This is a genomic window from Kitasatospora sp. NPDC056446, from assembly GCF_042796115.1.
Lineage (GTDB): Bacteria > Actinomycetota > Actinomycetes > Streptomycetales > Streptomycetaceae > Kitasatospora.
This window is the reverse complement of record NZ_JBHTRF010000078.1, coordinates 18,716-41,401: the sequence shown is the minus strand read 5'-3', so window position 1 is coordinate 41,401 and position 22,686 is coordinate 18,716. Positions and strand designations below refer to the sequence as shown.

The 22,686-nt window shown below is 75.3% G+C and carries 24 protein-coding genes and 1 pseudogene; 10 read left to right on the top strand and 15 right to left on the bottom strand.

Going from position 1 to position 22,686, the window contains the following annotated elements:
- Positions 1 to 175: 175 nt before the first annotated feature.
- A complete protein-coding gene (locus ACFQ6N_RS33175) occupies positions 176 to 2,257 on the top strand; it encodes a primosomal protein N' (RefSeq protein ID WP_380657277.1) in 2,082 nt (693 codons plus the stop codon).
- 183 nt (positions 2,258 to 2,440) lie between these two features.
- On the opposite strand, the gene ACFQ6N_RS33170 is transcribed toward ACFQ6N_RS33175, so the two are convergent.
- On the bottom strand, positions 2,441 to 2,581 hold the full coding sequence (locus ACFQ6N_RS33170) for a hypothetical protein (protein ID WP_380657275.1): 141 nt from the start codon (positions 2,579 to 2,581) through the stop codon (positions 2,441 to 2,443).
- A gap of 54 nt (positions 2,582 to 2,635) precedes the next feature.
- Positions 2,636 to 3,103, bottom strand: a pseudogene (locus tag ACFQ6N_RS33165) (hypothetical protein); the annotation flags it as partial.
- Between the two features lie 289 nt (positions 3,104 to 3,392).
- On the opposite strand from ACFQ6N_RS33165, the gene def reads away from it, so the two are divergent.
- The 3 genes from def (at position 3,393) to ACFQ6N_RS33150 (ending at position 6,538) form a co-directional block, all read left to right on the top strand.
- A complete protein-coding gene (def, locus tag ACFQ6N_RS33160) occupies positions 3,393 to 3,938 on the top strand; it encodes a peptide deformylase (protein WP_380657273.1) in 546 nt (181 codons plus the stop codon).
- A 63-nt stretch (positions 3,939 to 4,001) separates the two neighbouring features.
- Positions 4,002 to 4,946, top strand: a complete 945-nt coding sequence (fmt, locus tag ACFQ6N_RS33155; RefSeq protein ID WP_380657270.1) for a methionyl-tRNA formyltransferase — start codon at positions 4,002 to 4,004, stop codon at positions 4,944 to 4,946.
- A gap of 158 nt (positions 4,947 to 5,104) precedes the next feature.
- Positions 5,105 to 6,538: an RsmB/NOP family class I SAM-dependent RNA methyltransferase gene (locus ACFQ6N_RS33150; RefSeq protein WP_380657268.1), complete on the top strand. Its 1,434-nt coding sequence runs from the start codon at positions 5,105 to 5,107 to the stop codon at positions 6,536 to 6,538.
- A gap of 178 nt (positions 6,539 to 6,716) precedes the next feature.
- Here ACFQ6N_RS33150 and ACFQ6N_RS33145 read toward each other — a convergent pair whose 3' ends face one another.
- The 7 genes from ACFQ6N_RS33145 to ACFQ6N_RS33115 all read right to left on the bottom strand — a co-directional run bounded on the left by ACFQ6N_RS33145 (position 6,717) and on the right by ACFQ6N_RS33115 (position 10,945).
- Entirely contained in the window at positions 6,717 to 7,178 is a 462-nt protein-coding gene (locus tag ACFQ6N_RS33145) for a hypothetical protein (RefSeq protein WP_380657265.1), read from the bottom strand.
- A 41-nt stretch (positions 7,179 to 7,219) separates the two neighbouring features.
- The gene (locus tag ACFQ6N_RS33140; RefSeq protein WP_380657262.1) at positions 7,220 to 8,212 is read right to left on the bottom strand and encodes a polysaccharide deacetylase family protein; all 993 of its coding nucleotides are present in this window, start codon (positions 8,210 to 8,212) and stop codon (positions 7,220 to 7,222) included.
- A gap of 58 nt (positions 8,213 to 8,270) precedes the next feature.
- Positions 8,271 to 8,630, bottom strand: a complete 360-nt coding sequence (locus ACFQ6N_RS33135) for a sulfurtransferase TusA family protein (protein WP_380657259.1) — start codon at positions 8,628 to 8,630, stop codon at positions 8,271 to 8,273.
- The gene (locus ACFQ6N_RS33130) at positions 8,627 to 8,902 is read right to left on the bottom strand and encodes a hypothetical protein (protein WP_380657256.1); all 276 of its coding nucleotides are present in this window, start codon (positions 8,900 to 8,902) and stop codon (positions 8,627 to 8,629) included. The genes ACFQ6N_RS33135 and ACFQ6N_RS33130 overlap by 4 nt, the downstream gene beginning before the upstream one ends.
- Positions 8,903 to 9,063: 161 nt before the next feature.
- Positions 9,064 to 9,582, bottom strand: a complete 519-nt coding sequence (locus tag ACFQ6N_RS33125; RefSeq protein ID WP_380657253.1) for a MarR family winged helix-turn-helix transcriptional regulator — start codon at positions 9,580 to 9,582, stop codon at positions 9,064 to 9,066.
- 79 nt (positions 9,583 to 9,661) lie between these two features.
- Positions 9,662 to 10,018: a DUF6204 family protein gene (locus ACFQ6N_RS33120; RefSeq protein WP_380657250.1), complete on the bottom strand. Its 357-nt coding sequence runs from the start codon at positions 10,016 to 10,018 to the stop codon at positions 9,662 to 9,664.
- A 201-nt stretch (positions 10,019 to 10,219) separates the two neighbouring features.
- Positions 10,220 to 10,945 (bottom strand): SDR family oxidoreductase, encoded by a 726-nt coding sequence (locus tag ACFQ6N_RS33115; protein WP_380657247.1) that lies wholly within the window; start codon positions 10,943 to 10,945, stop codon positions 10,220 to 10,222.
- Between the two features lie 131 nt (positions 10,946 to 11,076).
- Here ACFQ6N_RS33115 and ACFQ6N_RS33110 point away from each other — a divergent pair, with 131 nt between their 5' ends.
- Positions 11,077 to 11,979: a LysR family transcriptional regulator gene (locus tag ACFQ6N_RS33110; protein ID WP_380657244.1), complete on the top strand. Its 903-nt coding sequence runs from the start codon at positions 11,077 to 11,079 to the stop codon at positions 11,977 to 11,979.
- Between the two features lie 503 nt (positions 11,980 to 12,482).
- Here the strand turns inward: ACFQ6N_RS33110 and ACFQ6N_RS33105 are convergent.
- The 3 genes from ACFQ6N_RS33105 to ACFQ6N_RS33095 all read right to left on the bottom strand — a co-directional run bounded on the left by ACFQ6N_RS33105 (position 12,483) and on the right by ACFQ6N_RS33095 (position 14,693).
- On the bottom strand, positions 12,483 to 13,172 hold the full coding sequence (locus tag ACFQ6N_RS33105; RefSeq protein ID WP_380657241.1) for an alpha/beta hydrolase: 690 nt from the start codon (positions 13,170 to 13,172) through the stop codon (positions 12,483 to 12,485).
- Positions 13,173 to 13,204: 32 nt separating this feature from the next.
- Complete coding sequence (locus ACFQ6N_RS33100; protein ID WP_380657239.1) at positions 13,205 to 13,534, bottom strand: hypothetical protein; 330 nt, start codon at positions 13,532 to 13,534, stop codon at positions 13,205 to 13,207.
- Between the two features lie 274 nt (positions 13,535 to 13,808).
- Positions 13,809 to 14,693 (bottom strand): aminoglycoside phosphotransferase family protein, encoded by an 885-nt coding sequence (locus tag ACFQ6N_RS33095; RefSeq protein WP_380657282.1) that lies wholly within the window; start codon positions 14,691 to 14,693, stop codon positions 13,809 to 13,811.
- A gap of 317 nt (positions 14,694 to 15,010) precedes the next feature.
- Between ACFQ6N_RS33095 and ACFQ6N_RS33090 the strand changes: the two genes are divergently transcribed.
- From ACFQ6N_RS33090 to ACFQ6N_RS33080, 3 genes are all read left to right on the top strand, one after another.
- The gene (locus ACFQ6N_RS33090; RefSeq protein ID WP_380657236.1) at positions 15,011 to 15,259 is read left to right on the top strand and encodes a TetR-like C-terminal domain-containing protein; all 249 of its coding nucleotides are present in this window, start codon (positions 15,011 to 15,013) and stop codon (positions 15,257 to 15,259) included.
- A gap of 104 nt (positions 15,260 to 15,363) precedes the next feature.
- Positions 15,364 to 15,801 (top strand): carotenoid oxygenase family protein, encoded by a 438-nt coding sequence (locus ACFQ6N_RS33085; protein ID WP_380657233.1) that lies wholly within the window; start codon positions 15,364 to 15,366, stop codon positions 15,799 to 15,801.
- Positions 15,802 to 16,066: 265 nt separating this feature from the next.
- Positions 16,067 to 17,566 carry a PQQ-binding-like beta-propeller repeat protein gene (locus ACFQ6N_RS33080; RefSeq protein WP_380657230.1) on the top strand — a complete coding sequence of 500 codons (1,500 nt, stop codon included), beginning with the start codon at positions 16,067 to 16,069 and terminating at the stop codon, positions 17,564 to 17,566.
- Between the two features lie 97 nt (positions 17,567 to 17,663).
- Here the strand turns inward: ACFQ6N_RS33080 and ACFQ6N_RS33075 are convergent, their stop codons facing one another.
- Complete coding sequence (locus tag ACFQ6N_RS33075) at positions 17,664 to 18,191, bottom strand: GNAT family N-acetyltransferase (protein WP_380657227.1); 528 nt, start codon at positions 18,189 to 18,191, stop codon at positions 17,664 to 17,666.
- Positions 18,192 to 18,403: 212 nt separating this feature from the next.
- On the opposite strand from ACFQ6N_RS33075, the gene ACFQ6N_RS33070 reads away from it, so the two are divergent.
- A complete protein-coding gene (locus tag ACFQ6N_RS33070) occupies positions 18,404 to 19,213 on the top strand; it encodes an alpha/beta fold hydrolase (protein WP_380657224.1) in 810 nt (269 codons plus the stop codon).
- 172 nt (positions 19,214 to 19,385) lie between these two features.
- Complete coding sequence (locus tag ACFQ6N_RS33065) at positions 19,386 to 20,783, top strand: alpha/beta fold hydrolase (RefSeq protein WP_380657221.1); 1,398 nt, start codon at positions 19,386 to 19,388, stop codon at positions 20,781 to 20,783.
- Positions 20,784 to 20,880: 97 nt separating this feature from the next.
- On the opposite strand, the gene ACFQ6N_RS33060 is transcribed toward ACFQ6N_RS33065, so the two are convergent.
- On the bottom strand, positions 20,881 to 21,438 hold the full coding sequence (locus tag ACFQ6N_RS33060; RefSeq protein WP_380657219.1) for a hypothetical protein: 558 nt from the start codon (positions 21,436 to 21,438) through the stop codon (positions 20,881 to 20,883).
- A complete protein-coding gene (locus ACFQ6N_RS33055) occupies positions 21,435 to 22,580 on the bottom strand; it encodes a serine hydrolase domain-containing protein (protein ID WP_380657218.1) in 1,146 nt (381 codons plus the stop codon). The genes ACFQ6N_RS33060 and ACFQ6N_RS33055 overlap by 4 nt, the downstream gene beginning before the upstream one ends.
- Between the last annotated feature and the right edge of the window lie 106 nt (positions 22,581 to 22,686).

Here is a 22,686-nt window from a genome sequence, read left to right as displayed (position 1 = left end):
CCGCGGGGGTGTCCCCGCTTCGGGCGCCCTCCCGGTCGTCCGGCTCGACCCACCCCCGGCGCCCCCCCCCCTTTCGGGGGGGCGGGCCCCGCTTCGTGCGCCCCGGGGGCGTCGGCTCGGGCGGGCCGGGCGGCGCGTGCGCGTTGTCGGTGTGACCTGGTAGTACTTGGTGGCGATGAGCAGCACAGGGGAGAACGGGGCCGCCGAGCCGGAGCAGCTGGCGTTCATCCGGGAGACGGTCAAGCGGGCCAAACCGCGCAGCTGGCGCGGGGCCAAGCGGGCCGAGCACCTGCCGGTGGCGCGGGTCGTGGTGGACAAGGGCGTGCTCACCATCGACAAGTTCTTCGACTACGAGGTCCCCGCCGCGATGGCCGAGGAGGCCCAGCCGGGCGCCCGGGTCCGGGTCCGGTTCGGGGCGCGCGTGGTCAGGGGGCAGCGCGAGGGCGGGGAACTGCACGACGGGTTCATCGTCGCCCGGCTGGAGAAGAGCGACTTCCCCGGGCCGCTCGCCCCGCTGGCGCAGGTGCTCTCGCCCGAGCCCGTCCTCACCCCGCAGCTGCTGCGGCTGTGCCGGACGGTCGCCGACCGGTACGCCGGGACGCTCGCCGACGTCCTGCAACTGGCCGTCCCGCCCCGGCACGCCAAGGCCGAGGCCGAGCCCTCCCCGCCGCCGCTGCCGCGCCCGGCGGCCCCCGCCCCCGGCGGCTGGCAGCGCTACCCGGCCGGGCCCGACTTCCTCACCGCGCTGGCCGCCGGCGGCGCGCCCCGCGCGGTGTGGGCGGCGCTCCCCGGCCCCGGCTGGCCGTACGAGATCGCGCGGGCGGTGGCCGCGACACTGGCGGGCGGGCGCGGCGCGCTCGTCGTCCTGCCGGACAAGCGGTCGGTGGCCCGGGTCGACCAGGCGCTCACCGAACTGCTCGGCCCCGGGCTGCACACGGCCCTGGAGGCCGAACTCGGACCGCGCGAGCGCTACAAGCGCTGGCTCGCGGTGAGCCGCGGCTCGGTGCACGCCGCCATCGGGACCCGCGCCACCATGTTCGCGCCGGTCCGCGACCTCGGACTCGTCGTGGTCTGGTCGGACGGGGACGGCAGCCACAGCGACCCGCGCGCCCCGCACCCGCACGTCCGGGAGGTGGCGCTGCTGCGCGCCGCCGAGGAGGGCGCGGCCGTGCTGCTCGGCGGGCACGCCGTCACCGTGGAGGGCGCGCAGCTGGTCAGCACCGGCTGGGCGCGCCCGCTGGTCGCGGACCGCGAGACGGTGCGGCAGGTCGCGCCGAGGGTGCGGACCGTCACCGACCAGGACCAGCACCGCGACGCGGCCGCGCAGGCCGCCCGGCTGCCCTCGGTGGCCTGGGAAGCCGCCCGGGAGTCGCTGGCGGCCGGGCACCCGGTGCTCATCCAGGTGCCCCGGCGCGGCTACGTGCCCCGGCTGGCCTGCGGGCGCTGCCGGACCCCGGCACGGTGCCGGCGCTGCGAGGGGCCGCTGGAGGCGCCGTCCGCGGACGCCCTGCTGCGCTGCGCGTGGTGCGGCGAGACGGAGAACGACTGGCACTGCACGGAGTGCGGCTCGTTCCGGCTGCGGGCCCAGGTCGTCGGCGCCCGGCGGACGGCCGAGGAACTGGGCAAGGCGTTCCCGCGGATCCCGGTACGGACCTCGGGCCGGGACGCCGTCCTGGCCACCGTGCCCGACGAGCCCTCGCTGGTGATCTCCACCCCCGGCGCGGAACCCGTGGTGGAGGGCGCCGGGTACGGGGCCGCGCTCCTGCTGGACGGCTGGGCGCTGCTGAGCCGGCCCGACCTGCGGGCGGGGGAGGAGACCCTGCGGCTCTGGCTGGCGGCGGCCGCGCTGGTGCGGTCCTCGGCGGAGGGCGGCGCGGTGGTCGTGGTCGCCGAACCCTCCGCCCGGCCGGTCCAGGCGCTGGTGCGCTGGGACCCGTTGGGGCACGCCGGGCTGGAGCGCGACGAGCGGGCGCAGCTGCACTTCCCGCCGGTGTCGCGGATGGCCTCGGTCGGCGGCAGCCCGGCGGCGGTCGCCGACCTGCTGGGGCTGATCCGGCTGCCGGAGGGCGCCGACGTGCTCGGGCCGGTGCCGGTGCCGGCGCTGCGGGGGGAGGAGCAGGAGCGCGCGCTGCTGCGGGTGCCGCCCGGGCAGGGGGCGGCGCTGGCGGCGGCGCTCAAGGCGGCGCAGATCGCGCGGATCGCCCTGCGGACGGCGGAGCCGGTGCGGGTGCGGATGGATCCGGTGGACATCGGCTGAGGGTGGTCGGGGTCGGGGTTTCGCTGCTGGTGGGGGGCGGGGTCTCGCTCCTGGTGGGCGGATCGGGCCGGGTGCTGGTCGGGCCGGGTGCCGGTCGGGCGGCGGTCGGGGTGCTCGGGGCCGGTGGGGCGGGATGAGTGGGCCACCCCGCCCCGGGTGGCCGTCGGGTCGGTGCGGGTGAGGTCAGCCGCGCAGGGGGATGCCGGTGCGGTCGACGGGGGTGCCGCGGTCGATCGTGCCCCGGTCCATTGGGCGGTCCATCGTGCCGCGCTCGGCCGTCGGGCGGTCGGCCTGGGGGCGGCCGTCCACGGCGGTACGGTCCATCGGGCCGCGCTCCAGGGCGTTGCGCTCCAGGCTGTTGCGGTCCAGGCCGCCCTGGCGGGCCGCCGGGACGGTCGCGGCCAGGCCGCCGGTGGGGACGGCGGCGGGCAGTTCCTCGGAGCGGTCCGGACGGGCCGGGCCCGGGACGGCGCCGCCGGCGGCGAGGAGTTCGCTGGTCGGGCGGCGCATGCCGTAGCGGCGGTGCACCGCCTGCTTGGTGACCCCGAGGGCGGAGCCCACCGAGTCCCAGGAGAAGCCCAGCGCCCGGTCGAACTCCACCGCCGCCGCCACCAGCGTCTCCACGCTCTCCCGCAGCTCCTGAGCCAGGCGCACGGTCGGCGCGGGCGCCCGCCCGTACACCACGAAGCCGGCGGAGGTGCTCGGCCGGCGCGGCCGGTAGACGTTGCCCAACTGCGCGGTGAGCGTCCGCAGCGCGTCGACCTGGCGCCTCACCCGCTCGATGTCCCGTACCAGCAGGTGCAGGCTCGCCCGCGCCCGGGCGTCGTGGTTGATCTGCTCAGCCATGGCTAGGTGCCACCTTCCGTACGGTTCGGCTCGGCCGGGGCGCGGTGTCCCGTGCGCCCCGGCCCCGGTCAATCTCTCTTGACCAACGCCGAAGCGGGGGCCGGGGTAACGCCACGCGGCAGACTCGGGTTATGCCAGAACGGTTCCGGCGGCCCCCCGGGGCAGGGGGGGAGCGGCCCGGAGCGTTGCATAGACTTGGCAGGAACAGCCGTTGCCCGCGGACCGGGCCCGGCCGCCCCGACGACTCCCGCTGAATCCCGACACTCCGACGGACAGGAACCCGTACCCCGTGGCGATCCAGCCGATCAGACTCTTCGGAGACCCCGTCCTGCGGGCCACCGCCCAGCCGGTGACCGTGTTCGACAAGGAACTGCGCACCCTGGTCCGCGACCTCACCGAGACCATGATGGACGCCCCCGGAGCCGGTCTCGCCGCACCCCAACTCGGCGTCTCCCTGCGGGTGTTCACGTACCACGTGGACGGCGTCACCGGGCACCTGATCAACCCGGACCTGTCGCTGAGCGAGGACGAGCAGGAGGGCCCCGAGGGCTGCCTCTCGCTGCCCGGCCTGCGCTACGACACCAAGCGCGCGTACGGCGTGGTGGCCAAGGGCTTCACCATGTACGGAGACCCGGTCACCCTGGAGGGCACCCGACTGCTCGCCCGGTGCATCCAGCACGAGACCGACCACCTGGACGGGATCATCTTCATCGACCGGCTCGACCGAGAGCAGCGCAAGGCCGCGCTGAAGGCGATCCGGGAGACGGAGTGGGGCAGCGGGCCCGCGCCGGTCGTCAAAGTCTCGCCGCACAGCACCTTCGGCGCCGCGCGCTGAGTCCTGGGCCCCCGGTCCCGGCTCCTTCGATCTCCTCTCGCCCCTCCCGCAGAAAGGCACTTGATGCGTCTCGTCTTCGCCGGCACCCCCGAGGTCGCCGTTCCCGCCCTGGACGCCCTGCTCGCGTCCGACCGGCACGAGGTCGTCGCGGTGGTCACCCGCCCCGACGCCCCCGCCGGGCGCGGGCGGAAGCTGGTCGCCAGCCCCGTCGCCCAGCGCGCCGAGGAGGCCGGGATCGAGGTCCTCAAGCCGGCGAAGCCCAGCGACCCGGACTTCGTCGCCCGGCTCACCGAACTCGCCCCCGACTGCTGCCCGGTGGTCGCCTACGGCGCGCTGCTGCGCCCCGGCACCCTGGAGATCCCCAAGCACGGCTGGGTCAACCTGCACTTCTCGCTGCTGCCCGCCTGGCGCGGCGCGGCCCCCGTCCAGCACGCGGTGCTGGCCGGCGACGAGGTCACCGGCGCGTCCACCTTCCTGATCGAGCAGGGCCTGGACTCCGGACCGGTCTTCGGCGTGATCACCGAGGAGATCCGCCCGAGCGACACCAGCGGCGAACTGCTCACCCGGCTGTCGGTCTCCGGCGCGCGCCTGCTCGTGGCCACCATGGACGGCATCGAGGACGGCTCCCTGCACGGCGTGCCGCAGCCGGCCGAAGGCATCACGCTCGCGCCGAAGATCAACGTCGAGGACGCGCGGATCGACTGGAACCACCCCGCGCTGCGGGTCGACCGGGTGGTGCGCGGCTGCGCGCCCGCGCCGGGGGCGTGGACCGAGTTCCGGGGCGAGCGGCTGAAGGTCACCGGGCCGGTGAAGCTGCTGCCCGAGTCGGCCGAGCTGGCGCCCGGCGAGGTCGCGATGGCCGGCAAGAACAGCGTGCGGGTCGGGACCGGCAGCCACGACATCGAGCTGGGCGAGGTCCGTCCGCAGGGCAAGAAGGAGATGCGGGCGGCCGACTGGGCCCGTGGCGCCCGGCTGGAGGCCGGGGAGCGGTTCGGCGCCGGGAGCTGAGCGGTGGGGTGCGGGGGGCGGTTCCGGGGCGGCTCTAGGGGGCGGGCGTTGGCGGGAGCCGGCGGCTGCGGGGCGGCTCGGGACTGCGGGCGTTCGAGAAGGACGGCCGGTGGGGGATATCGTTGGCGTGATAACCACCGCAGCACTTTGAGGCACTTGTGACCACTCCCAGCGCTCAGCGCGCCCCCCGCCCGCACCGCCGTCCGAAGAAGGACCCGGCCCGGATCGTCGCGTTCCGCGCGCTGCGTGCCGTCGACGAGCGCGACGCGTACGCCAACCTGATCCTGCCCTCCCTGCTCCGCGAGGCCGAGCAGAAGGGCATGGACCGGCGCGACGCCGCCCTGGCCACCGAGCTCGTCTACGGCACCCTGCGCTTGCAGGGCACCTACGACGCGGTCATCGCGGCCTGCATCGACCGGCCGCTCAGCAAGGTCGACCCGCCGGTCCTGGACGTGCTCTCGCTCGGCGCCCACCAGCTGCTCACCACCCGGATCCCCAGCCACGCGGCCGTGTCGGCGACCGTCGAACTCGCCCGGGTGGTGCTCGGCGACGGCAAGGCGAAGTTCGTCAACGCCGTGCTGCGCCGGATCAGCGCCCACGACCTGGACACCTGGATCGGGAAGGTCGCCCCGCCGTACGAGAAGGACGCCGAGGACCACCTCGCGGTCGTGCACTCGCACCCGCGCTGGGTGGTCTCCGCGCTCTGGGACTCGCTCGGCCGCTGGCAGCCCGACGCCTCCGGGCGCGCCGCGGTGGAGGAACTGCTGCGGGCCGACAACGAGCGGCCCGAGGTCACCCTCGTCGCCCGCCCCGGCCGGGCCACCGTCGGCGAGCTGGCCGACGCGCTGCCCGAGGCCGAGCCGGGACGCTGGTCCCCGTTCGCCCTGCGGCTCGCGGAGGGCGGCGACCCGGGCTCCATCGCGGCGGTGCAGGAGAACCGGGCGGGCGTGCAGGACGAGGGCAGCCAGCTGGTCGCGCTCGCGCTGGCGAGCGCCCCGCTGGACGGCCCGGACCGGATCTGGCTGGACGGCTGCGCGGGCCCCGGCGGCAAGGCCGCGCTGCTCGCCGCACTGGCCGCCGAGCGCGGTGCGGCGCTGGTCGCGAGCGAGAAGCAGCAGCACCGGGCCCGACTGGTGGCCCGGGCCCTGGAGGGCAACCCCGGCCCGTACACCGTGATCACGGCGGACGGGACGCGGCCGGCCTGGCGGTCCGGCGGCTTCGACCGCGTGCTGGTCGACGTGCCGTGCTCCGGCCTGGGCGCGCTGCGCCGCCGCCCGGAAGCCCGCTGGCGGCGCCGGCCGGACGACGTCGCGGCCTTCGGTCCGCTCCAGCGCGACCTGCTGCGCTCGGCGATCGACGCCACCCGGATCGGCGGCGTGGTCGGCTACGCGACCTGCTCGCCGCACCTGGCGGAGACCCGCGCCGTCGTGGACGACGTGCTGCGTGGCGAGGCCGGCCGGGTCGAGTGGATCGACGCGCGCCCGCTGCTGCCCGGCGTCCCGGCGCTCGGGGACGGGCCGGACGTGCAGCTGTGGCCGCACCTGCACGGGACGGACGCGATGTACCTGGCGCTGCTGCGGCGGACGGCCTGATCGGGGCCGTCTGAGCGGGGCGCTGTCTGAGCGGGCCCCGTTTGAGCGGGGCTGTCCGATCGAGGGTTTCCGATCGGGGCTGTCCGATCGGGCGGTGCGGGCGGGTGTCCCCGGCGGGGAGGCCCGCCCGCACCGGCACCGGCCGGTTCGGCGGTTGCGAGGGCCGCGGCGGGGTCGGCTATGAGCCGGCCCGCCTGGCCCGCGGCGGGCCGGGGGCGGTGGTGAGGAACGCGTGGGCCTGGGTGCGCAGGAGGTCGACCGGTGGGTCCTCGCAGAACGCCTGCATCCCGAGGGATGTCGTCCGGTCGAGGGCGAAGTACGACTGGTAGGCGAGGTACGGCCGGTGGTCGGCCTGGGCGGCCAGGCCGACGGTGAACGTGGCGAAGTGCGTGGACTCGCGCTGGTTCCGGGACGGTTCGGTCCGGGAGAGCTCCCATTCGAACCTGTACGGCTCGGGCTCGGCCGGCAGGTCCAGCAGGGCCTGGGCCAGCCGGCGGACCTCGTCCGGGCGCTCGAAGGGGAGTGACTCGGACCCGTACGGCGTGATCGCGACCAGTTCCCAGTCGCTGCCGTTCTGCTCGACGAGCAGCGCCCAGTCACCGCTCTCGTCCTGCCACGCGCAGGTGATGATCGGGTCCATGGCGGTCAACCTCCCTGTGGTGCCCGGCTGTTCTGTTCGTGTCATCGTGGCACACCGGCTGATCGGCCGGGTCCGGAGGCGAGCCGTCCGCGGGCCCGTCGCCAGGCTTCCTGGAGCGTGCGGTAGCCGAGGACGGTGATGCCGTGCTCGGTGAGCAGGCGGCGGGCCTCCGGGGAGACCAGGAACTCGTAGTCCGTCCGGCGGACGCGCCAACCGTCCTGTGGCGCACGGGGGTTCGGGCCGGCCAGGCTGGGGTGCAGGGCCCACTCGGTCAGGCCAGGAGGGAGCGCGGCGAGCGCGCGGGCGTAGTGGGCGGGCTTGTCGTCCGACGGGACGGCGAAGCTGTCGAGGAAACCGTGGTCCACGACCGGAAGTCCGTGTTCGCGCAGCCGGTCCAGGGCCGGAGGCAGCCAGACGCGGACCGCCAGGCCGTACTCGGCGCCCAGGTCGAGGGCGAGGTCGAGGATGTCCGCGCGGCCGCCGTCGGCGAGACAGTGGAAGTCGAGGTGGGTCGGGGCGAGGCCCGCTGCCGCCACCGCGTCGATCTGGGCGCGGAACTCGCGCTCGACGTGGTCGATCCGGGCCCGGGCGAGCAGTCCGGCGCGTCCGGCGGGAGTGGGGGCGAAGAGCTCGCCGGTGTCGTCGAGCAGGGACGGCACCCGCTCGCGGGCGGCCAGCGGGCCCCAGCGGCGATCCGGCGACTCGCAGACCAGGGTGAGGTGGACACCGAACGGGACCTCGGGGTGACGGCGCAGGAGGCGGAGCGCGTGCGGGGCGGCCTGGCAGGGGGTCATCAGGCTGCAGGAGGCGGCGACACCGTTGCGGACGGCGTCGATCACGGCGAGGTTGACGGACTCGTCCATGCCGAAGTCGTCGCAGTTGAGCAGGAGGAGCCGGGCCCCGGGCGGGTGGCCCAGCAGGGGGTTGGCGAGCGGCGGGCCGACGGGTGGCGGTGTGGTGGGTGGTGGTGCGGTGGGTGGTGGTGCGGTGGTCGGTGGTTCGGTGGGTGGGGTCGGCGGGTCGGAGGTGGGCATGCGGGCAGTCTGCACCGGCAACTCGGGGTCGGGCTCGGGGTTTTCCGCCCGGGCGCGGTCAGTCGGTGGGGGCGTCAGCGGGGGCGTCGGTGGGATGTCCGGCGGGGGCCGGGTGCCAGGGGCGGTCGGGGCGGGTCAGGACCGGGGCCGAGGTGAGGCGCAGGGCGTAGACCTCCCGGTCGGTGGCCTCGTACGGGACCCGGCCGAGGTACTCGTGACCGGTCAGGTGGCACCAGGCGGGCAGGTCGAGCGGGGCGGCCGGGTCGGTGGTGTGGATGTGGACCACCGCGCCGGCCGGGAGGTGCGCGATCCGGGCGCGCAGCCGGAGCAGGAGCTGGACGCAGAGCAGGCCGGTGCCGTCGATGGTGAGGTCGGCGGGGGCGGTGCCGCTCGGAGTGGTGCCGTTCGGTGTGGTCATCGGGGGGTCTCCTGGGTGATCCGCCGGAGGCGGCTGGGCAGGCCGTCCGGGCTGAAGTCGGTGGCCAGGACGGGGAAGCCCGCGCGGGCGAGGTGCGGTGCGTCACGGCCGTGGCCGGCGCCGAGTCCGAGCGCCTCGGGGCCGCCGGTGGCGGAGCGCCGCTCGCCGTACATCCCGGGGTCGGCGGTGTAGGTCTGCTGCCGGTGCGCGCGCCGGGCATCGGCGGGGGCGGGCTCACGACGGCCGCGCGTCTCGCCGGGGGTGCGCGTCATGGTGCTGCCCTTCGCGGGGTCTGGCCTGGTGCGGGTGGTGCGGGTCGTGCGGATGGCACAGGTGGGGCGGACAGTACGGGTGGTGCGGGATTCAGCCTAGGACGCGGGCCGGGGGCCGGGTGCGGCGGGGCGTGGTGCCGGGCGTCCTCTGCGGGCGGTGTTCAGCCGGATCGTCGGCCGGGGGCGGTGCCGCCGAGTCGGGCGAGCAGGACGGACAGGCGGGTGAGGTCCTCGGTGTTCCACTGTTCGGCGGCGAAGTGCTCGGCGGCGACCTGGCGAGCGGTGTGCAGCATCTCGGCGAGCCGTTCGCGGCCGACCGGGGTGAGAGCGGCGTACGCGACCCGGGCGTCGCGGGCCGCGGCCTCGCGTGCGACCAGGCCGATCCGCTCCAACGGTGCGAGGCCGCGGGTCACGCCGGAGGCGGTGAGGCCGAGGGCCTCGGCGAGGTCGACCCGGCGCATCCTGCCGCCGGGTGCCTGGGCGAGGTGGAGCAGCATGGTGAAGTCGGACAGGCTCACGCCGTGCGGGCCGCCGAGCCCCGCGTCGAACCGTTTGACCACGGCTGTCTGGGCGCGGACCAGCCGCAGGGCGATGTCCAGCGGGTCGGGGCCGGGGGCCGTACCGGCCTGCCCCGTCGTCGGCTCCTCGGCCATCGGCTCCTCGGGCATGAGTTCCTCCATGATTGCCACCTCCTTGACTACTCAAGCATATCTCTGCGGAGGACCGTCAAGGAGGTGGCGAAGGGGGGAGGGGGCCGGGTCAGCCGGCCGTGTTGGCGGCGCGGCGCTGTCGCTTGCCGAGGGGAGCCAGCGACCGGTCTTCGGCCTGGGAGCGGAGGTTCTTGTAGCCGTAGCCGCGTTCGGCCAGCCAGTTCCGCGCCGACAGCTCCGCCCGCTCGGTGGCCGCCAGGATGTCCTCCTCGGCCTCGCCCTCGTCGAGGAAGCGGAAGGTGAAGGCGGCCCGCGCGGAGAGGTCGTAGCTGAGGTGGCCCTCGCGGGTGAAGGAGGCGTGCAGGACGTCGTGCCGGGGTGCGGCGGCGAGGAGTTCGGCGCGCTGTTCGTCGGTGAGGCCGTCGAAGACGCCGCGCACCATGATGCGGAAGGTTCGGATGGTCATCCTCCGACCATAGGCAGCAGGGGCCGCCGACCGCCAATGTGATTCCGGGCGCATCGATGGGCGGAGCGGCCCCTTGCCGTAGGGCGGAGCGGGGGTGGGAGGGGCGGGGGTGGTCAGGGGTAGGGGTGGTCAGGGGCGATGGCGCCCGCCACGGCGGCTGCGGTGCGGGCCAGTGCCGAGCGGACGGGGGCGGGCCGGGGCTCAGACGAGGCGGCCACCCCCGTCGACGTGCAGCACCGTGCCGGTGACGTACGGGTTGTCGATCGCGTAGAGCACGGCCTTGACCAGGTCCTCGGTGGCGCCCACCCGGCGCGCCGGGTTGCGCTCGGCGACGCCGCGCAGGAACGCCTCCTTGTCGGCACCGAGGCCGTCCCAGGAGCCGGTGTCGACGATGCCCGGGGACACCGCGTTGACCCGGACCGGTGCGATCTCCACCGCCAGTGCCTGCACCAGGAAGGCGAGCGCCCCGTTGGTGGTGGCCATCACGGTACGGCCGGGAGCCGGACGCCAGGCGGCCACACCGGAGAAGAACGTGAACGATCCGCTCGTGGACACCTGCCCGGCCAGGTGCTTGGCCAGCAGCAGCGGCCCGATCACCTTGGCCGCGAACGCCCGTTGCACATCGGCTGCTTCGAGGTCCCGCAGCGGCCCGTTGGCCGGTACCGCGGCCGTGGAGACCAGGTGGTCGAACCCGCCGGCCCGGTCGGCGAACCCGGCGATCGACTGCTCGTCCGCGAGGTCGAGCGCGAGCACCTTCGACGGACCGGACAGCTCACCGGCCGTCCACTCCAGCTTGCGCGGATCCGGCCCGGCGAGCAGCAGTTCGGCACCGGCGGCCGAACCGGCCTTGGCGAGCGCGCGCCCGGTGCGCGAACCCGCGCCCACCACGACGAGCCGTCGGTCCTTCAGGGAACCGTCGTCGGACATGGGAGAACTCCTTCGGATCGATGGGGGAACCGGCCGGCCCGTGCTTCGGGTGGCGGCCGTGGTTCGACCCTCTCCCGCACCAGTGTGATGAGTCCAAGGCATGTTTTCTGGCCCAGCGATAAAATCTGCTCATGGCAACCCTCCGGCAGCTCGAATACCTGGTCGCGGTGGTCGACACCGGCTCCTTCACCCGTGCGGCCGAGCAACTGCACGTCACCCAGCCGGCGCTCTCGCACCAGGTACGGGCCCTGGAGACCGCCGTCGGTGGCCCGCTGCTCGAACGCCTCCCGCGCTCGGTGCGGCTCACCCCGATGGGCCGGGCGGTGCTGCCGCACGCCCGCGCCGCGCTGGCCGAGGCCGAACGCCTCCACGCCGTCGCCCGGCGGACGGCGGGCCTGGAGGAGGGCGAGCTGGACGTCGCGGCGATCTACTCGGTCAGTCTCGGCATCCTGCCGCCCGTCCTGCGCGCCTGGCGCCGACGGCACCCCGGTGTGCGGATCCGGCTCCGCGAGTACCCGCACGCCGACCGGCTCCAGGCCGCGATGGCCGCCGGCCGCGCCGACGTCGCCATCGGACCCGCCCCGGCCGGGTGGGAGGGACCGATCCGCGAACTCGGCGTCGAGGAGTTCGCCGTCGTCCTGCCCGCCGACGACCCGCTCGCCGACCGGGCCGCCCGGACGGTCGCGCTGGCCGAACTCGCGGACCGGGACTGGGTGCACTACGCCCCCGACAACGGCCTCGCTGACCTGCTCGACCACGTCGCCGCCCAGGCCGGCTTCCACCCCCGCGCGGCCGTCCGCGCCGAACAGACCTCCGCCGCACCGCTGTTGGCCGCGGCCGGACTCGGCCCTGCCCTGGTGCCCGCCAACATCGTCCCGCCGCACTTCGACGGCGCCGTGCTCCGCCCGGACCCGCCGATCCGTCGCACCCTCACCGCCTACACCCGCACCCGGCCCGACCCCCTCACGGTGGCCTTCGCCGACCTGCTCGCCGAGCAGGCCCGAGTCGACCCGTACGGGCCGCCGTCGGGGTGAGCGGTCGCGGTGCGGGTGGATGACGGGACGCCGGGAGGACGGATCCGGGGTGGTCGGCGCGGCTGGGGTGGATGGGGTACATGGGGCGTAGGGGGCGGCCAGGTCGCGGCGGGCTCCCGGGGGAGGCGCGGGTGTGATGCTGGATCAGTTCCCCTGTGGCGGCCGCGATGACGGAGGCGAGGGCAGCGACGGCGGCAGTGACGGTGACAGCGACGGCGTGAGCGGGGTCGCAGGTGTGGACGCGGGCCATGGCGGGGGCTCCCTTCTCCGGCGGCCCGGGTGGCCGCCGCTTCGGTGACGCCAAGACTGCTCGCTCCGGCCCCGGTCGCACATGTGCCGATCAGCAGGATTCCTGCGGAAATGCGGCAGGGCCTCCCCTGCCGATCGGCAGGGGAGGCCCAGGAGTCCGGAACCAGGATCAGGGAGCTGCCGCAGCCGCTACCGCTGCGGGCGGACGGGCGGACGGGCGGACGACCGTGATCGACCGCGTCGCCCCCGCCGCGCTACGCCCGGGCCGGGAGGAGGGTGCGGACCGCCCCGGTGGCGAGTGCCGCGGGCTCGGCGTCGAGGGTGGCGAGGGTGAAGGCGGTGGTCAGCGCGCTGATGTCGCCGGTCTCGCGGATGAGGTAGTGGTTGCCACCGGGGATCTCGTAGCGGGCGAGGTCCGAGGCGACCTGGCGGGCGCGCAGCGCGTACTCCAGGGACTGGGTGGCGTTGGCCGCGCTGTGGTCGCCGGTGCCGTGGACGATCAGCACCCGCCGTCCGGCGAGCTGGTCGACCGGGTCGCCGCTGGGCAGCCAGGGGGCGATCCCTGCGACGCCGACGACGGAGGGGTGGCCGGCGCACCAGAAGGCGGCGCGCCCGCCGAGCGAGTTGCCGATGAGGACGACCGGCGCGCCCTCGTACCGGCGGGCGAGTTCGTCGAGTGCCCAGGCGGTGTCGACGGCGGTGTCCGCGTCGTCGCCGTTCCAGCCGCTGTAGCGGTAGCGCAGCAGGTGCACGGCCAGGCCGTGCGGCCGGCCGCGCTCGGTGAGCTCGGCGGCCAGCTCCCGCAGGCCGAGCTCGGCGACCTTCAACGGCCCGCGCCGGCTTCGGAGGAACCCTCCGGGCAGGAGCAGGGCGACGCCGTTGACCGGGCCGTCCCCGTGTCGTGGGGTCAGTTCTGCGGTGCGCGGACGGTGCGCTCGGAACACGCGAAATCCTCCCTGATGTGTACAGGCGGATTCTACGGTTCCGAAGCGGGGTCGTGGTGCGCGAGTAGGGACCACAGGACCCAGCCGGTGGCCCGGGTACGAACCACCATGACCTTGGCCCAGCGGGCGCCGAGCGGCGAGGTCCAGGTGTCCACGACCTCCACGGCGTCGCCGGAGCGGGCGAGGCCGATGACGGTGTCGCCGCCGAAGTGGTCGATCCGGATGTTGGCGGCGTTGGCCGTGACCTCCCACCAGCCAGCCCCGATCTCGGGCGGCCGGTCGGCGACCGGGGTGACCGCTGCCGGGACGAGCAGGATCGTGAGGGAGATCACGGTCGCCGTCGCCCGGCCGATCACGGCCACGGCAGCCTCGGCGCGGTCGCGTGCGCTGCGGTGTGAGCTGCGGTGTGAGCGCTGTTGTGCCCGGGGCGTGGCGGAGGCGTGAAGAGCGGGGGAGGCATGTACAGCAGAACGAGCCGACCCGGCGTGCACGCACTGTCGGACATCGAGGCTCACCCGGTCGGGCGAGCGCGCCGCGGCAGTGGTGGTGGGGCGGCAGTCGCGCGCCGGTGGGGCAAACGTTGTTCCGCCGCCAACTGGCCTGTGAGGGATGCGGGTTGGGGCCTCCACCCGGTCGTCAGTCCGATGCCAGGACGCGCTCCAGGGCCGCGCGGCCGGCCGGGCCCCAAGTGGGTTGCCCGCCGGGCAGGCCGCGCTCCCAGGACAGGCCGACGGAGACCAGCGAGAGGGCGTGCAGGAGCGCCCGGCCGCGGGCCCGGCGGACGGTCGCGCGGTCGACGCCGCCGTAGGCGTCGAGGAGGCGCGCCGCCGAACCGGCGGGCAGGAGGACCCAGGCGGCGGCGAGGTCGCCGGCCGGGTCGCCGGTGGAGAGGTCGCCGAAGTCGAGCACGCCGGAGAAAGTGCCGCCGGTGACGACGACGTTGGCGGGGTGCAGGTCGCCGTGCAGCCAGAGCCGTGGACCCCGGTGGTCGGGGGCGGATCTCGCGTCGGTCCAGACGGACCGGACGCGTGCCGCGTCGGCGGCGAGGCCAGCCGGTTCGAGGATCCGGACCCGGCGGTCGAACTGCTCCTGGTGCTCGGCGAGGGGCGCGCCGCGACCGGTGCCCGCGGGCGCGTCGGGCGGGGCCGGTCGGTGCAGGGCCCGGAGGAAGCCGGCCAGGGTCTCGGCGGCGTGCGCGGGGCGCGAGACGGCGGCGCGGTCGCCCGGCTCGCCCGCGACCCAGGCGGTGACGGCCCACGGGCGCGGGAAGAGGTCGGACGGCGTGCCCGTCCGGACCGGCACGGGGACCGGGAGGGGGAGGCCCGGGGCCAGCCGAGGGAGCCACCGCAGTTCCTTGGACAGCAGCTCCGAGGCGCGCCCGGTGCGCGGCACGCGGACCGCCAATTCGTCTCCGAGGCGCCAGAGCTGGTTGTCCCAGCCGCCGTCGACCGGGCGCAGCGGGAGGTCGGCGAGGTCCGGGTGCTGCGCCCGGAGCAGGGCGCGGACGGTCGGGGCGTCCACAGTGGTCCGGCCGCCGTCGGAGGGCTGCGGCGGTACGGCCGGGGCCGGTGGGGCCGGTGGGGTTTGCGGTTCCGTCGCCGGGCCGGGCCGGGCGGCTGACGTCCCGTCGGTCGGGTCGGTGTCCTGCTGGGGCGGGCGGTTCAACGCTGACTCCCCTCGGCGGTGGAGCGCGCCAGTGTAGCCACGGGGGAGGGGGCGGAGTGGGACGTCGGACGGGCCGACTTCCCACTCCCGGCGCGATGCCGCAAAGGGGTGGTAACGCTGTTTCCTGTCAGTACCGGGAACGCGCGATCGCCGAACCCGCCTACTACCGGGTGATGTTCGAGCAGCCGTCGGCCGGATTCCGGCCCGGCGACGCCCGTGAGGTCTCCGGGCTGTTCTGGGCGGCCACCCACGGCGCGGTGAGCCTGGAACTGGCCGGCCACTTCGCCCCGGCCGACGCCGGGCCGCGCTACGAGGCGCTGATGGCCGCGCTGGGGCGGGCGTTCGGCGCCGACGCGCCACCGGCGGACAGCCGCACGATCGACCGGACGGTCGACCGGATGACGGGCCCGGTCGACCGGTGAAGCGAGAGCCGACGGACCGCGGAACGGACCGCGGAACGGACCGCGGACCGACGAGAGGACGACCCGATGACCGGTGACCCGTTACGCCGCAACCGCTACCGCCGGTGGTGTTCAGCGCGGCGCACCTGGCCACCGGTGTGCCCTTCACCTGGGACGAGCGGCGCGCCGCCCGGGTCGGCGTGATGCCGCGCGAGGGCGGCGGGGTGCGGTGGTTCGAGCTCGCGCCGCACCTGGTGGGGCACACGCTCAACGCGTACGAGCGGACGGCGGATTCACTGGTGGTCGATGTGGTCCGGCACCCGCCCGGCATGGACCTGCGGGACATCGGCGCGAGCCGGCCCACGCTCGACCGCTGGACGGTGGACCTGGCGGCCCAGGACGTCACCGGCGAGCCGGTCGCCCGGGTGCACCTGCCGGTGCGGGTGCCGCTGGGGCTGCACGGGAACTGGGTGCCGGGAGGGGCTCCAGGGGCACCCGAGGCTCCCGGCGCTCCCGGCGCTCCCGGGGCACCCGGCGCTCCCGGGGCGTCGGCCGGTATGTGACGGCTGGCGGGGGTGTGAGGGGCCGGCCGGTACGCGAGGTGTCGGCCGACCCGGGGGCAAGGGGCAAAGATTGGCCCGTTCGGGCTGGTCCGCCGGGGGTGGCAGGGGCAGCGGGCGCGCATGCCCACGGCCCGCCCGGCCTGCCATGTGCAGGTGATGGCCGGGGTTTTCCCTGCTCTTTGTTTCGGATCATGACGGCCTCTGCGACGATCCGATGATCGTCGCCCTGACGCGGTGGGCGGCGCGTCGCAGGGGAGAGACCGGCATGGCCGTTGGGCCCGAGGACAGCGTGGTCCGGGCGGGGTGGGGTCCCAGGCCCAGGTTCGCCTGGGACAAGGAGACCTGGATGGTGGTCCTCGGCGGTGTGCTGGGCGGCATGTTCGCGAGCATGGGCCTCGCCGTGCTGTTCGGGCCGTCGAACGGGTTCGGCGGCGACAGCCTCGCGTACATGGGGATCATCAGCATCCTCGGGCTGATGCCGTGCGGTGCGGGCTTCGTCTGGGCGCTGATCCACCCCCGCCACGGACTGCCGTCGGCCGCCGTCGGGGCCCTGCTGGGGCTCGCGATCTTCGTCTCCTTCGCCGGTGACGGCCTCAACGACGACTGGAAGGCGCCGCTGGACCGGCCGTCCACCACCCGCGCCCTGGGCAGCTGGACCACCGGGGACCTGGTGGTCCGGGTCCGGCCCGACCAGGTGGTGGCGTACCGCGGCACCACCGGCGCCGTGGTGTGGCGCTGGACCCCGCCGGGCGAGGACTCGGTGTGCGCGATGAGCCGGGGGACCGGGCAGACCGGAACCGGACTGATCGGCCACTCCCCGCACGACCGGCCGTGCGCGGCGGTGACCGCGCTCGGCCTCGCCGACGGCAGGGAGGGCTGGACCGCCACCGTGGACGCGCCCGCCCGGGACGGCGACGCGGCGGCACCGGACGTGATCGCCGTCGCCGGTCCGCAGGCCGTCCTTCAGGAGCGGGGCGGCTGGCGTGCGGTCCGGCTGGCGGACGGCGGGACGGCCTGGCACAGCACGGTCGACGCCGGCTGCGCCCCGCTCCAGGTCACCGGCGGCCCGGCCGACGTGGTCGCGGTGGCGCAGTGCGGGGAGGCGGCGCCCGTCCTGCGGTCGCTGGCCCCCGCGGACGGACGGGAGCAGTCGCGGATCGTGCTGCCGGTGACGGGCGGGCTGAAGAACCTCGCGGTGGTGTCGGTCGAGCCGCTCGTGGTGTGGGCCGACGCGCAGGGCGAGCGCGGGACGCACGCGGTGCTCAGCTACGACCGGACCGGGCGGCAGCGGGCGTCCATCCCGGTCTCCGGGGACGAGTACGACCTGGACGTGATGCTCGGCGGGCTGCACGCCTACGACCAGTTCGACGCCCGGCCGCTGCTCGGCGGCGTGGTCGTCGGGGACCTGTTCATCGTGCCCGGGGAGAAGCCCGGCGATGTCACCATCAGCGGCGGCAAGCACCCCAGCCGCAGCGCCACCGGCCGCCTGGTGGCGTACTCGCTCGCGGACGGCGGGCAGCGGTGGACGGCTGCGCTGGACGACCAGGTCACGGGACTGGTGGTGGACGGGACGTCGGTATGGGCGATGACCCGCGACCGGCTCGCCCGGATCGACACGGCGACGGGCCGGCAGAGCGCCCAGCTGGACGTCAACGGCACGGCCTCGCTGTACCCGGTGGACCTGTCGGTGTCGGGGCCGTCGCGGTTCACCGTGGTCGCCGAGGACGGGACCCGGGACGAGCCGCCGGTGCGCGGCATGCGCTGAGGCGGGGCAGAGCAGAGCAGAGCGGCATGCGCTGAGGCGGGGCAGAGCAGAACAGAGCGGGGCGGCCGACGGCGGTGGGCCGACGGCCGCCCCGGGCTCAGTGCGAGCCGTTCCGGAAGCCCGGGTAGCCCAGGATGTGGACCTTCTCGGCCGGGTCGCGCACGTACGGGATCACCTTGCCGGTGTCCTCGAAGCCGAGCCGCCGGTAGAAGGCCAGCGCGCGTACGTTGCTCTCGTTGACGCCGAGGGTCAGCCACCGTGCGTCGGTGTGGTCCCGGGCGTGGCGGACGGCCGCCCACACGAGGTCGGCGGCGGGCCCGGCGCTGCCGCGGTGCGCCGGGGCGACGTAGACGCCGTGCACGTGCACGGTGCCGGGGACGTGCGGGATGGGTTCGACGCCCGCGACGCCGACCCAGGCCCCGTCCTCGTCACGGACGGCGAAGGTGGCGGACTCCTCGCCGGTGGCCTCGGCGACGGCCTGGCGCTGCCATCCGTCGTCGGGCCGGGCGGCGGTGTCGGCGTAGGACAGGCTGAACGCGGTGGGGGAGTCCCGTAGGGCCTCCAGGGTGATCTCGCGGAGTTCCCGCCACTCCTCGGCGGCGATCCGGCGTACGACGTAGTGCATGCGCCGAGCCTGGCAGGGCCGGGCGCCGCCGTGATCACGCGTGAGGATGATCTTCGTCCGGGGCCTCCCGGGGTCTCCTGGAGCCCCCGGGGCCTCCCGGGCGCGGGCGCGCCCCCGACCGGCGGAACTGAGCCTTCCAGGCGGTTGTGTCAGGCTGGTGGGGGAGCTGTGTCAGGCTGGTGGGCAGCACCGCCGAGATCGGGAGGCTCGTGATGGCCGAGATCAGGGTGAACGGGGTGGGGCTGCACTACGAGGCCCGTGGTGAGGGCCCCGGAGTCGTCCTGGTGCACGGCTCCTGGAGCGACGGGGACTCCTGGGCGAGAGTGCTGCCGGGCCTGGCGGAGTCCGCCACCGCCGTCGCCTACGACCGCCGGGGGCACAGCCGCAGCGAGGACCCGCTCACCCAGGGCTCGGTGTACGAGGACGCGGCCGACCTGGCCGGGCTGATCCACGGGCTCGGCCTCGCGCCGGCCTTCGTCTACGGCGACTCCTACGGCGCACTGGTCACCCTCCGGCTCGCCGCCGCCCGCCCCGACCTGGTCCGGGGGATCGCCGTGCACGAGCCGCCGGGCACCGGCATCCTGCTCGCCGACCCGGACCTGCGCCCGATCGGCACCGCCTTCGCCGACCGGATCGCCGCCGTCCGGGAGCTGCTGGAGCAGGCCGAATCGGCCGCCGCCGCCGAACTCTTCGTGGACAGCCTCGCCTTCGGGCCGGGCGCCTGGGAGCAGCTGCCCGCGCCGATCCGGCACACGTACATCCGCAACGCGCCCACCTACCTGGACGAACTGCGCGACCCGGACGCGCTCGACCTCGACCTCAACGCGCTGGCCCGGTACACCGACCCGGCGCTACTGACGCAGAGTGACGACAGTGCGCCGATGTTCGGCGAGGTGCTGGACCTCGTCGACCTCTCCCTGCCCACGGTGGAACGGCACCTGTACGCGGGCGCCGGGCACGCCCCGCACCTGTCGCAGCCGGAGGAGTGGGTGCGGGTGGTCCTGCCGCGCGTGCTGGCGTGACGCGCCGTGCGGGGTACGGCCTGGGCACACGGTACCGGCCGGGGCCATTCGGGTTCTGACGGTTCGCTCCTGGTCGAATTCCCGGTCGAACGCTCGCCAACGAAGTGGCCCTGGGCGCAGGCTACTTCCGTGACCGCGTCAGCACGGGCGCGGCGCGACCGGAAGGACGAACATGACGAGCACGCGCGGCCGCGTCGCCGCCCTGCTGGGCGCCTTCGCGGTGGTCGCCGGCACCACCCTGGCCACCCCCGGGGCCGGCTTCGCCGCCACGGCCGACCCGGCCCGCGCCGGCGGCGGGATCACCGGGCAGGCGCCCTGCCCGGACGCACCCGAGTTCACCTGCGGGACCCTCGCCGTCCCGCTCGACCACCGCGGTGCCACCCCCGGCACCCTCGGCCTCCGGGTGGCCGTCACCGGCAACACCACGGCTCCCAAGGGCGACCTGCTGTTCCTCACCGGCGGCCCCGGCCAGCCCGGCGTCCCGGGGATGCGGCGGATGGCGGGCAAGCTGGAGCCCGTCCTCAAGGACTACCGCCTGGTGATGTTCGACCAGCGTGGCACCGGCCAGGGCGCGCTCCAGTGCCCGGGCCTCCAGGAGGACATGGGCTCCTCCGACATCGCCGTGCCGCGCAGGCAGTCGATCGCCGACTGCGCCGCCGCCCTCGGCCCGAACGCCCGCTTCTACAGCACGGCGGACACCGTCGCCGACATCGACCTGCTGCGCCGCGCCCTCGGCGACCGGCGCCTCACCCTGGACGGCGTCTCGTACGGCAGCTTCGTCGCCCAGCGGTACGCGCTCGCCCACCCGGCGCACGTGGCCCGGCTGGTGCTCGACTCGGTGGTGCCGCAACAGGGTTACGACCCCCTCGACCTGGCCGCGCTGCCCGCGACCGCCCGGGTCCTGCGGGCCGCCTGCCAGGCCACCGGCTGCACCACCGACCCGGCCGCCGACCTCGCTGCCACCGTCCGGCGGTACGGCAACGGGGTGCAGGTCCTGAGCATGCTCACCGGCTACGAGTTCGCCGACCCGAACTTCGGCGGGGTTCCGGAAGCCCTGCACGAGGCCGCGGCCGGGCAGACCGCGAAGCTCCAGGCCCTCGTCGACTTCGTCCACCAGGAGGTCGACACCGCCTCGGCCGAGGAGCTCAGCCAAGGGCTGCACTCCGCAGCCCTGTGCGCCGACTCGCGCTTCCCGTGGGGCACCGCCGACACCCCCGTCGCGGGCCGTGCGGCGGCCCTGGAGCGTACCCGGCAGCGGCTGACCGCCGAGCAGACCTGGCCGTACGACCCGGCCACCGCCACCGGGCTCGGCAGCACCCTGGTCTGCCTGGACTGGCCGCGCGAGCAGGTGCCGCCGGTGCCGTCGGCCCACCACAGGCTGCCGGACGTGCCGGTGCTGCTGCTCGGCGGCGACCGGGACCTGTCCACGCCGTACGAAGTGCTGTACCAGCAGGCCGCGTCGATGCACGACCCGCAGATCGTGATCGTGCCCGGCGCGGCGCACTCGGTGCAGAACCGGGCGGAGAACCCGATGGGGCGCCAGGCGGTCTACGACTTCCTGCTGAAGTAGGGCGGGAGCGAGGGAGCCGTGGCGGGCCGTTCCGCACAGGGGACGGAACGGCCCGCCGCCGGCCCGGTGACCGAATCGGTGACCGAATCGGCGCCGCTCAGCGGTCGCCCGCGCCCCAGCCGTCGTCGGGCAGGGACGCGTCCGGCTCGGGGCAGTCGGTGTGCTCGTAGCCCCACAGCATCGCCTTGTACAGCAGGAACTCCTCCAGCGGCGGCTCGTCGGCGTCGTGCCGGTCGGAGAGGACCAGCTCCACCCGGATCTCCTCGGCGGGCGAGAACACCAGGTTCCGCTGGTCCGGGAGGTTCTCGTACGTCAGCGTCTGCCAGCTGTGCCCGGCGGCGGTCAGCGCGGCCAGCAGGTCGGTCTCGGTGACGCGGGTGCCGAGCAGCACCGACTCGCCTCCCGGCTCCGGGAGTTCGAGCTCGCCCTGCCAGGCCGACAGGGACAGCGAGTGCAGCTGCCGGCAGCGGCAGAACACCGTCAGCGCGTCGCCCCAGCCGAAGGCGTGCGGCCAGCGGGTCTCACGGTGGAGCCGGCCGCCGTCCCACGGATCGCCGTAGTGGGCGGCGAGTTCGGGCAGCGAGGCGCCGTAGCGGAGCTCACCGAGGCTGCCGGTGGTGGCCAGGCCGGTGACGAGAGTGAGGAAGTCCGTCACCCCAGGCACCCGCGCACCGCGTCGATCAGCCGGTTCGCCCGGGCGTCGCCGTGGCCGATCATCCGGTTGGCGACATAGGCGAAGCCGATGCCGAACTCGTCGTCACCGAAGGCGAACTGGCCGCCGGCGCCGTCGTTGCCGAAGCTCCGCCCGCCGAGCAGCCGGCGGAAGGACGGGGAGTCGAGCAGCACCCCGGAGCCCCAGCGCGCACCCATGTCGAAGCCCAGGAAGCCAGCGCCGGAGGAGACTTCGCGCAGCACGTCGGTGACGGTGTCACGGGACAGCACCCGCTCCCCGCCGTCCAGGCCGGTGACCGCCGCCGCGTACAGCCCGGCCAGGCCGGTCGCGGAGGCGACGGCGCCCGCACCGGGCAGCTCGATCGCGTGCAGGGCCGGGTCGTTCCAGCCGTGCGGCACGTCCAGGCCGGGGAAGACCAGTGTGCCGTTCATCGTCACGATCCGGGTGAGCAGGTGCTCGGGGCCGGGCATCGGACGGCGGCCCTCGGCCTCCACCAGCCGTGCGACGCGCGGGAGTTCTTCCTCCGGCAGGCCGATCCAGGCGGGCAGGGCGCCGAGCGGCCCGGCGAGCTCCTCGCGCAGGAACGCGCCCGGGGTCAGGCCGGTGATCCGGCGGATCACCTCGCCGACCGCGAAACCGAACACATGGCCGTGGTACTCGTACGCCGTGCCCGGCTCCCAGAGCGGCTGCTGCGCCTCGATCGCCCGGATCACCGGGTCCCAGGCGGCGACCTCCTCGAAGGAGAGCACCGCGTCCAGCGCCGGGATGCCCGCCCGGTGGCCGAGGATCATCCGGGTGGTGACGGACTGCTTGCCGTGGCGCGCGAACTCGGGCCAGTAGCGGGCGACCGGGGCGTCCAGGTCGAGCCGGCCCTGCTGGGCGAGCAGGTGGGCGCCGATGCTCACCGGGCCCTTGGCGCAGGAGAAGACCGGGACCAGGGTGTCCTGCGTCCAGGCCCGGCCGGTGCGCTCGTCGGCGGTGCCGCCCCACAGTTCCACCACCCTGCGGCCGCCGGAGTACACCGTGACGGCGGCCCCCAGCTCGGGGAACTCGGCGAAGTTGGCGGCGAAGGCGTCGGCGACGGCGCCGAAGCGTTCGTCGGCCCAGCCCTGGTGCTGCTGCATGGTGTGGTGCCCCGTTCTGGCCTCAAGATCGACGACCGCACCACGCTACGGGAGCCCGGAGGCGGTGACGAGGGAATTTCGCCAGGTCGGGGCCGGTGGGACGGGT

Bases quoted from the DNA above. Each gene is read 5' to 3' on its own strand.
- ACFQ6N_RS33090 (WP_380657236.1), top strand. From the start codon at position 15,011: ATGTTCGAGCAGCCGTCGGCCGGATTCCGGCCCGGCGACGCCCGTGAG.
- ACFQ6N_RS33065 (WP_380657221.1), top strand. From the start codon at position 19,386: ATGACGAGCACGCGCGGCCGCGTCGCCGCCCTGCTGGGCGCCTTCGCG.
- ACFQ6N_RS33055 (WP_380657218.1), bottom strand. From the start codon at position 22,580: ATGCAGCAGCACCAGGGCTGGGCCGACGAACGCTTCGGCGCCGTCGCC.
- ACFQ6N_RS33130 (WP_380657256.1), bottom strand. From the start codon at position 8,902: ATGACGCGCACCCCCGGCGAGACGCGCGGCCGTCGTGAGCCCGCCCCC.
- ACFQ6N_RS33070 (WP_380657224.1), top strand. From the start codon at position 18,404: ATGGCCGAGATCAGGGTGAACGGGGTGGGGCTGCACTACGAGGCCCGT.
- ACFQ6N_RS33125 (WP_380657253.1), bottom strand. From the start codon at position 9,582: ATGGAGGAACTCATGCCCGAGGAGCCGATGGCCGAGGAGCCGACGACG.
- ACFQ6N_RS33075 (WP_380657227.1), bottom strand. From the start codon at position 18,191: ATGCACTACGTCGTACGCCGGATCGCCGCCGAGGAGTGGCGGGAACTC.
- ACFQ6N_RS33170 (WP_380657275.1), bottom strand. From the start codon at position 2,581: ATGGACCGTACCGCCGTGGACGGCCGCCCCCAGGCCGACCGCCCGACG.
- ACFQ6N_RS33120 (WP_380657250.1), bottom strand. From the start codon at position 10,018: ATGACCATCCGAACCTTCCGCATCATGGTGCGCGGCGTCTTCGACGGC.
- ACFQ6N_RS33145 (WP_380657265.1), bottom strand. From the start codon at position 7,178: ATGGACCCGATCATCACCTGCGCGTGGCAGGACGAGAGCGGTGACTGG.
- ACFQ6N_RS33135 (WP_380657259.1), bottom strand. From the start codon at position 8,630: ATGACCACACCGAACGGCACCACTCCGAGCGGCACCGCCCCCGCCGAC.
- ACFQ6N_RS33140 (WP_380657262.1), bottom strand. From the start codon at position 8,212: ATGCCCACCTCCGACCCGCCGACCCCACCCACCGAACCACCGACCACC.
- ACFQ6N_RS33110 (WP_380657244.1), top strand. From the start codon at position 11,077: ATGGCAACCCTCCGGCAGCTCGAATACCTGGTCGCGGTGGTCGACACC.
- ACFQ6N_RS33080 (WP_380657230.1), top strand. From the start codon at position 16,067: ATGGCCGTTGGGCCCGAGGACAGCGTGGTCCGGGCGGGGTGGGGTCCC.
- fmt (WP_380657270.1), top strand. From the start codon at position 4,002: ATGCGTCTCGTCTTCGCCGGCACCCCCGAGGTCGCCGTTCCCGCCCTG.
- ACFQ6N_RS33115 (WP_380657247.1), bottom strand. From the start codon at position 10,945: ATGTCCGACGACGGTTCCCTGAAGGACCGACGGCTCGTCGTGGTGGGC.
- ACFQ6N_RS33175 (WP_380657277.1), top strand. From the start codon at position 176: ATGAGCAGCACAGGGGAGAACGGGGCCGCCGAGCCGGAGCAGCTGGCG.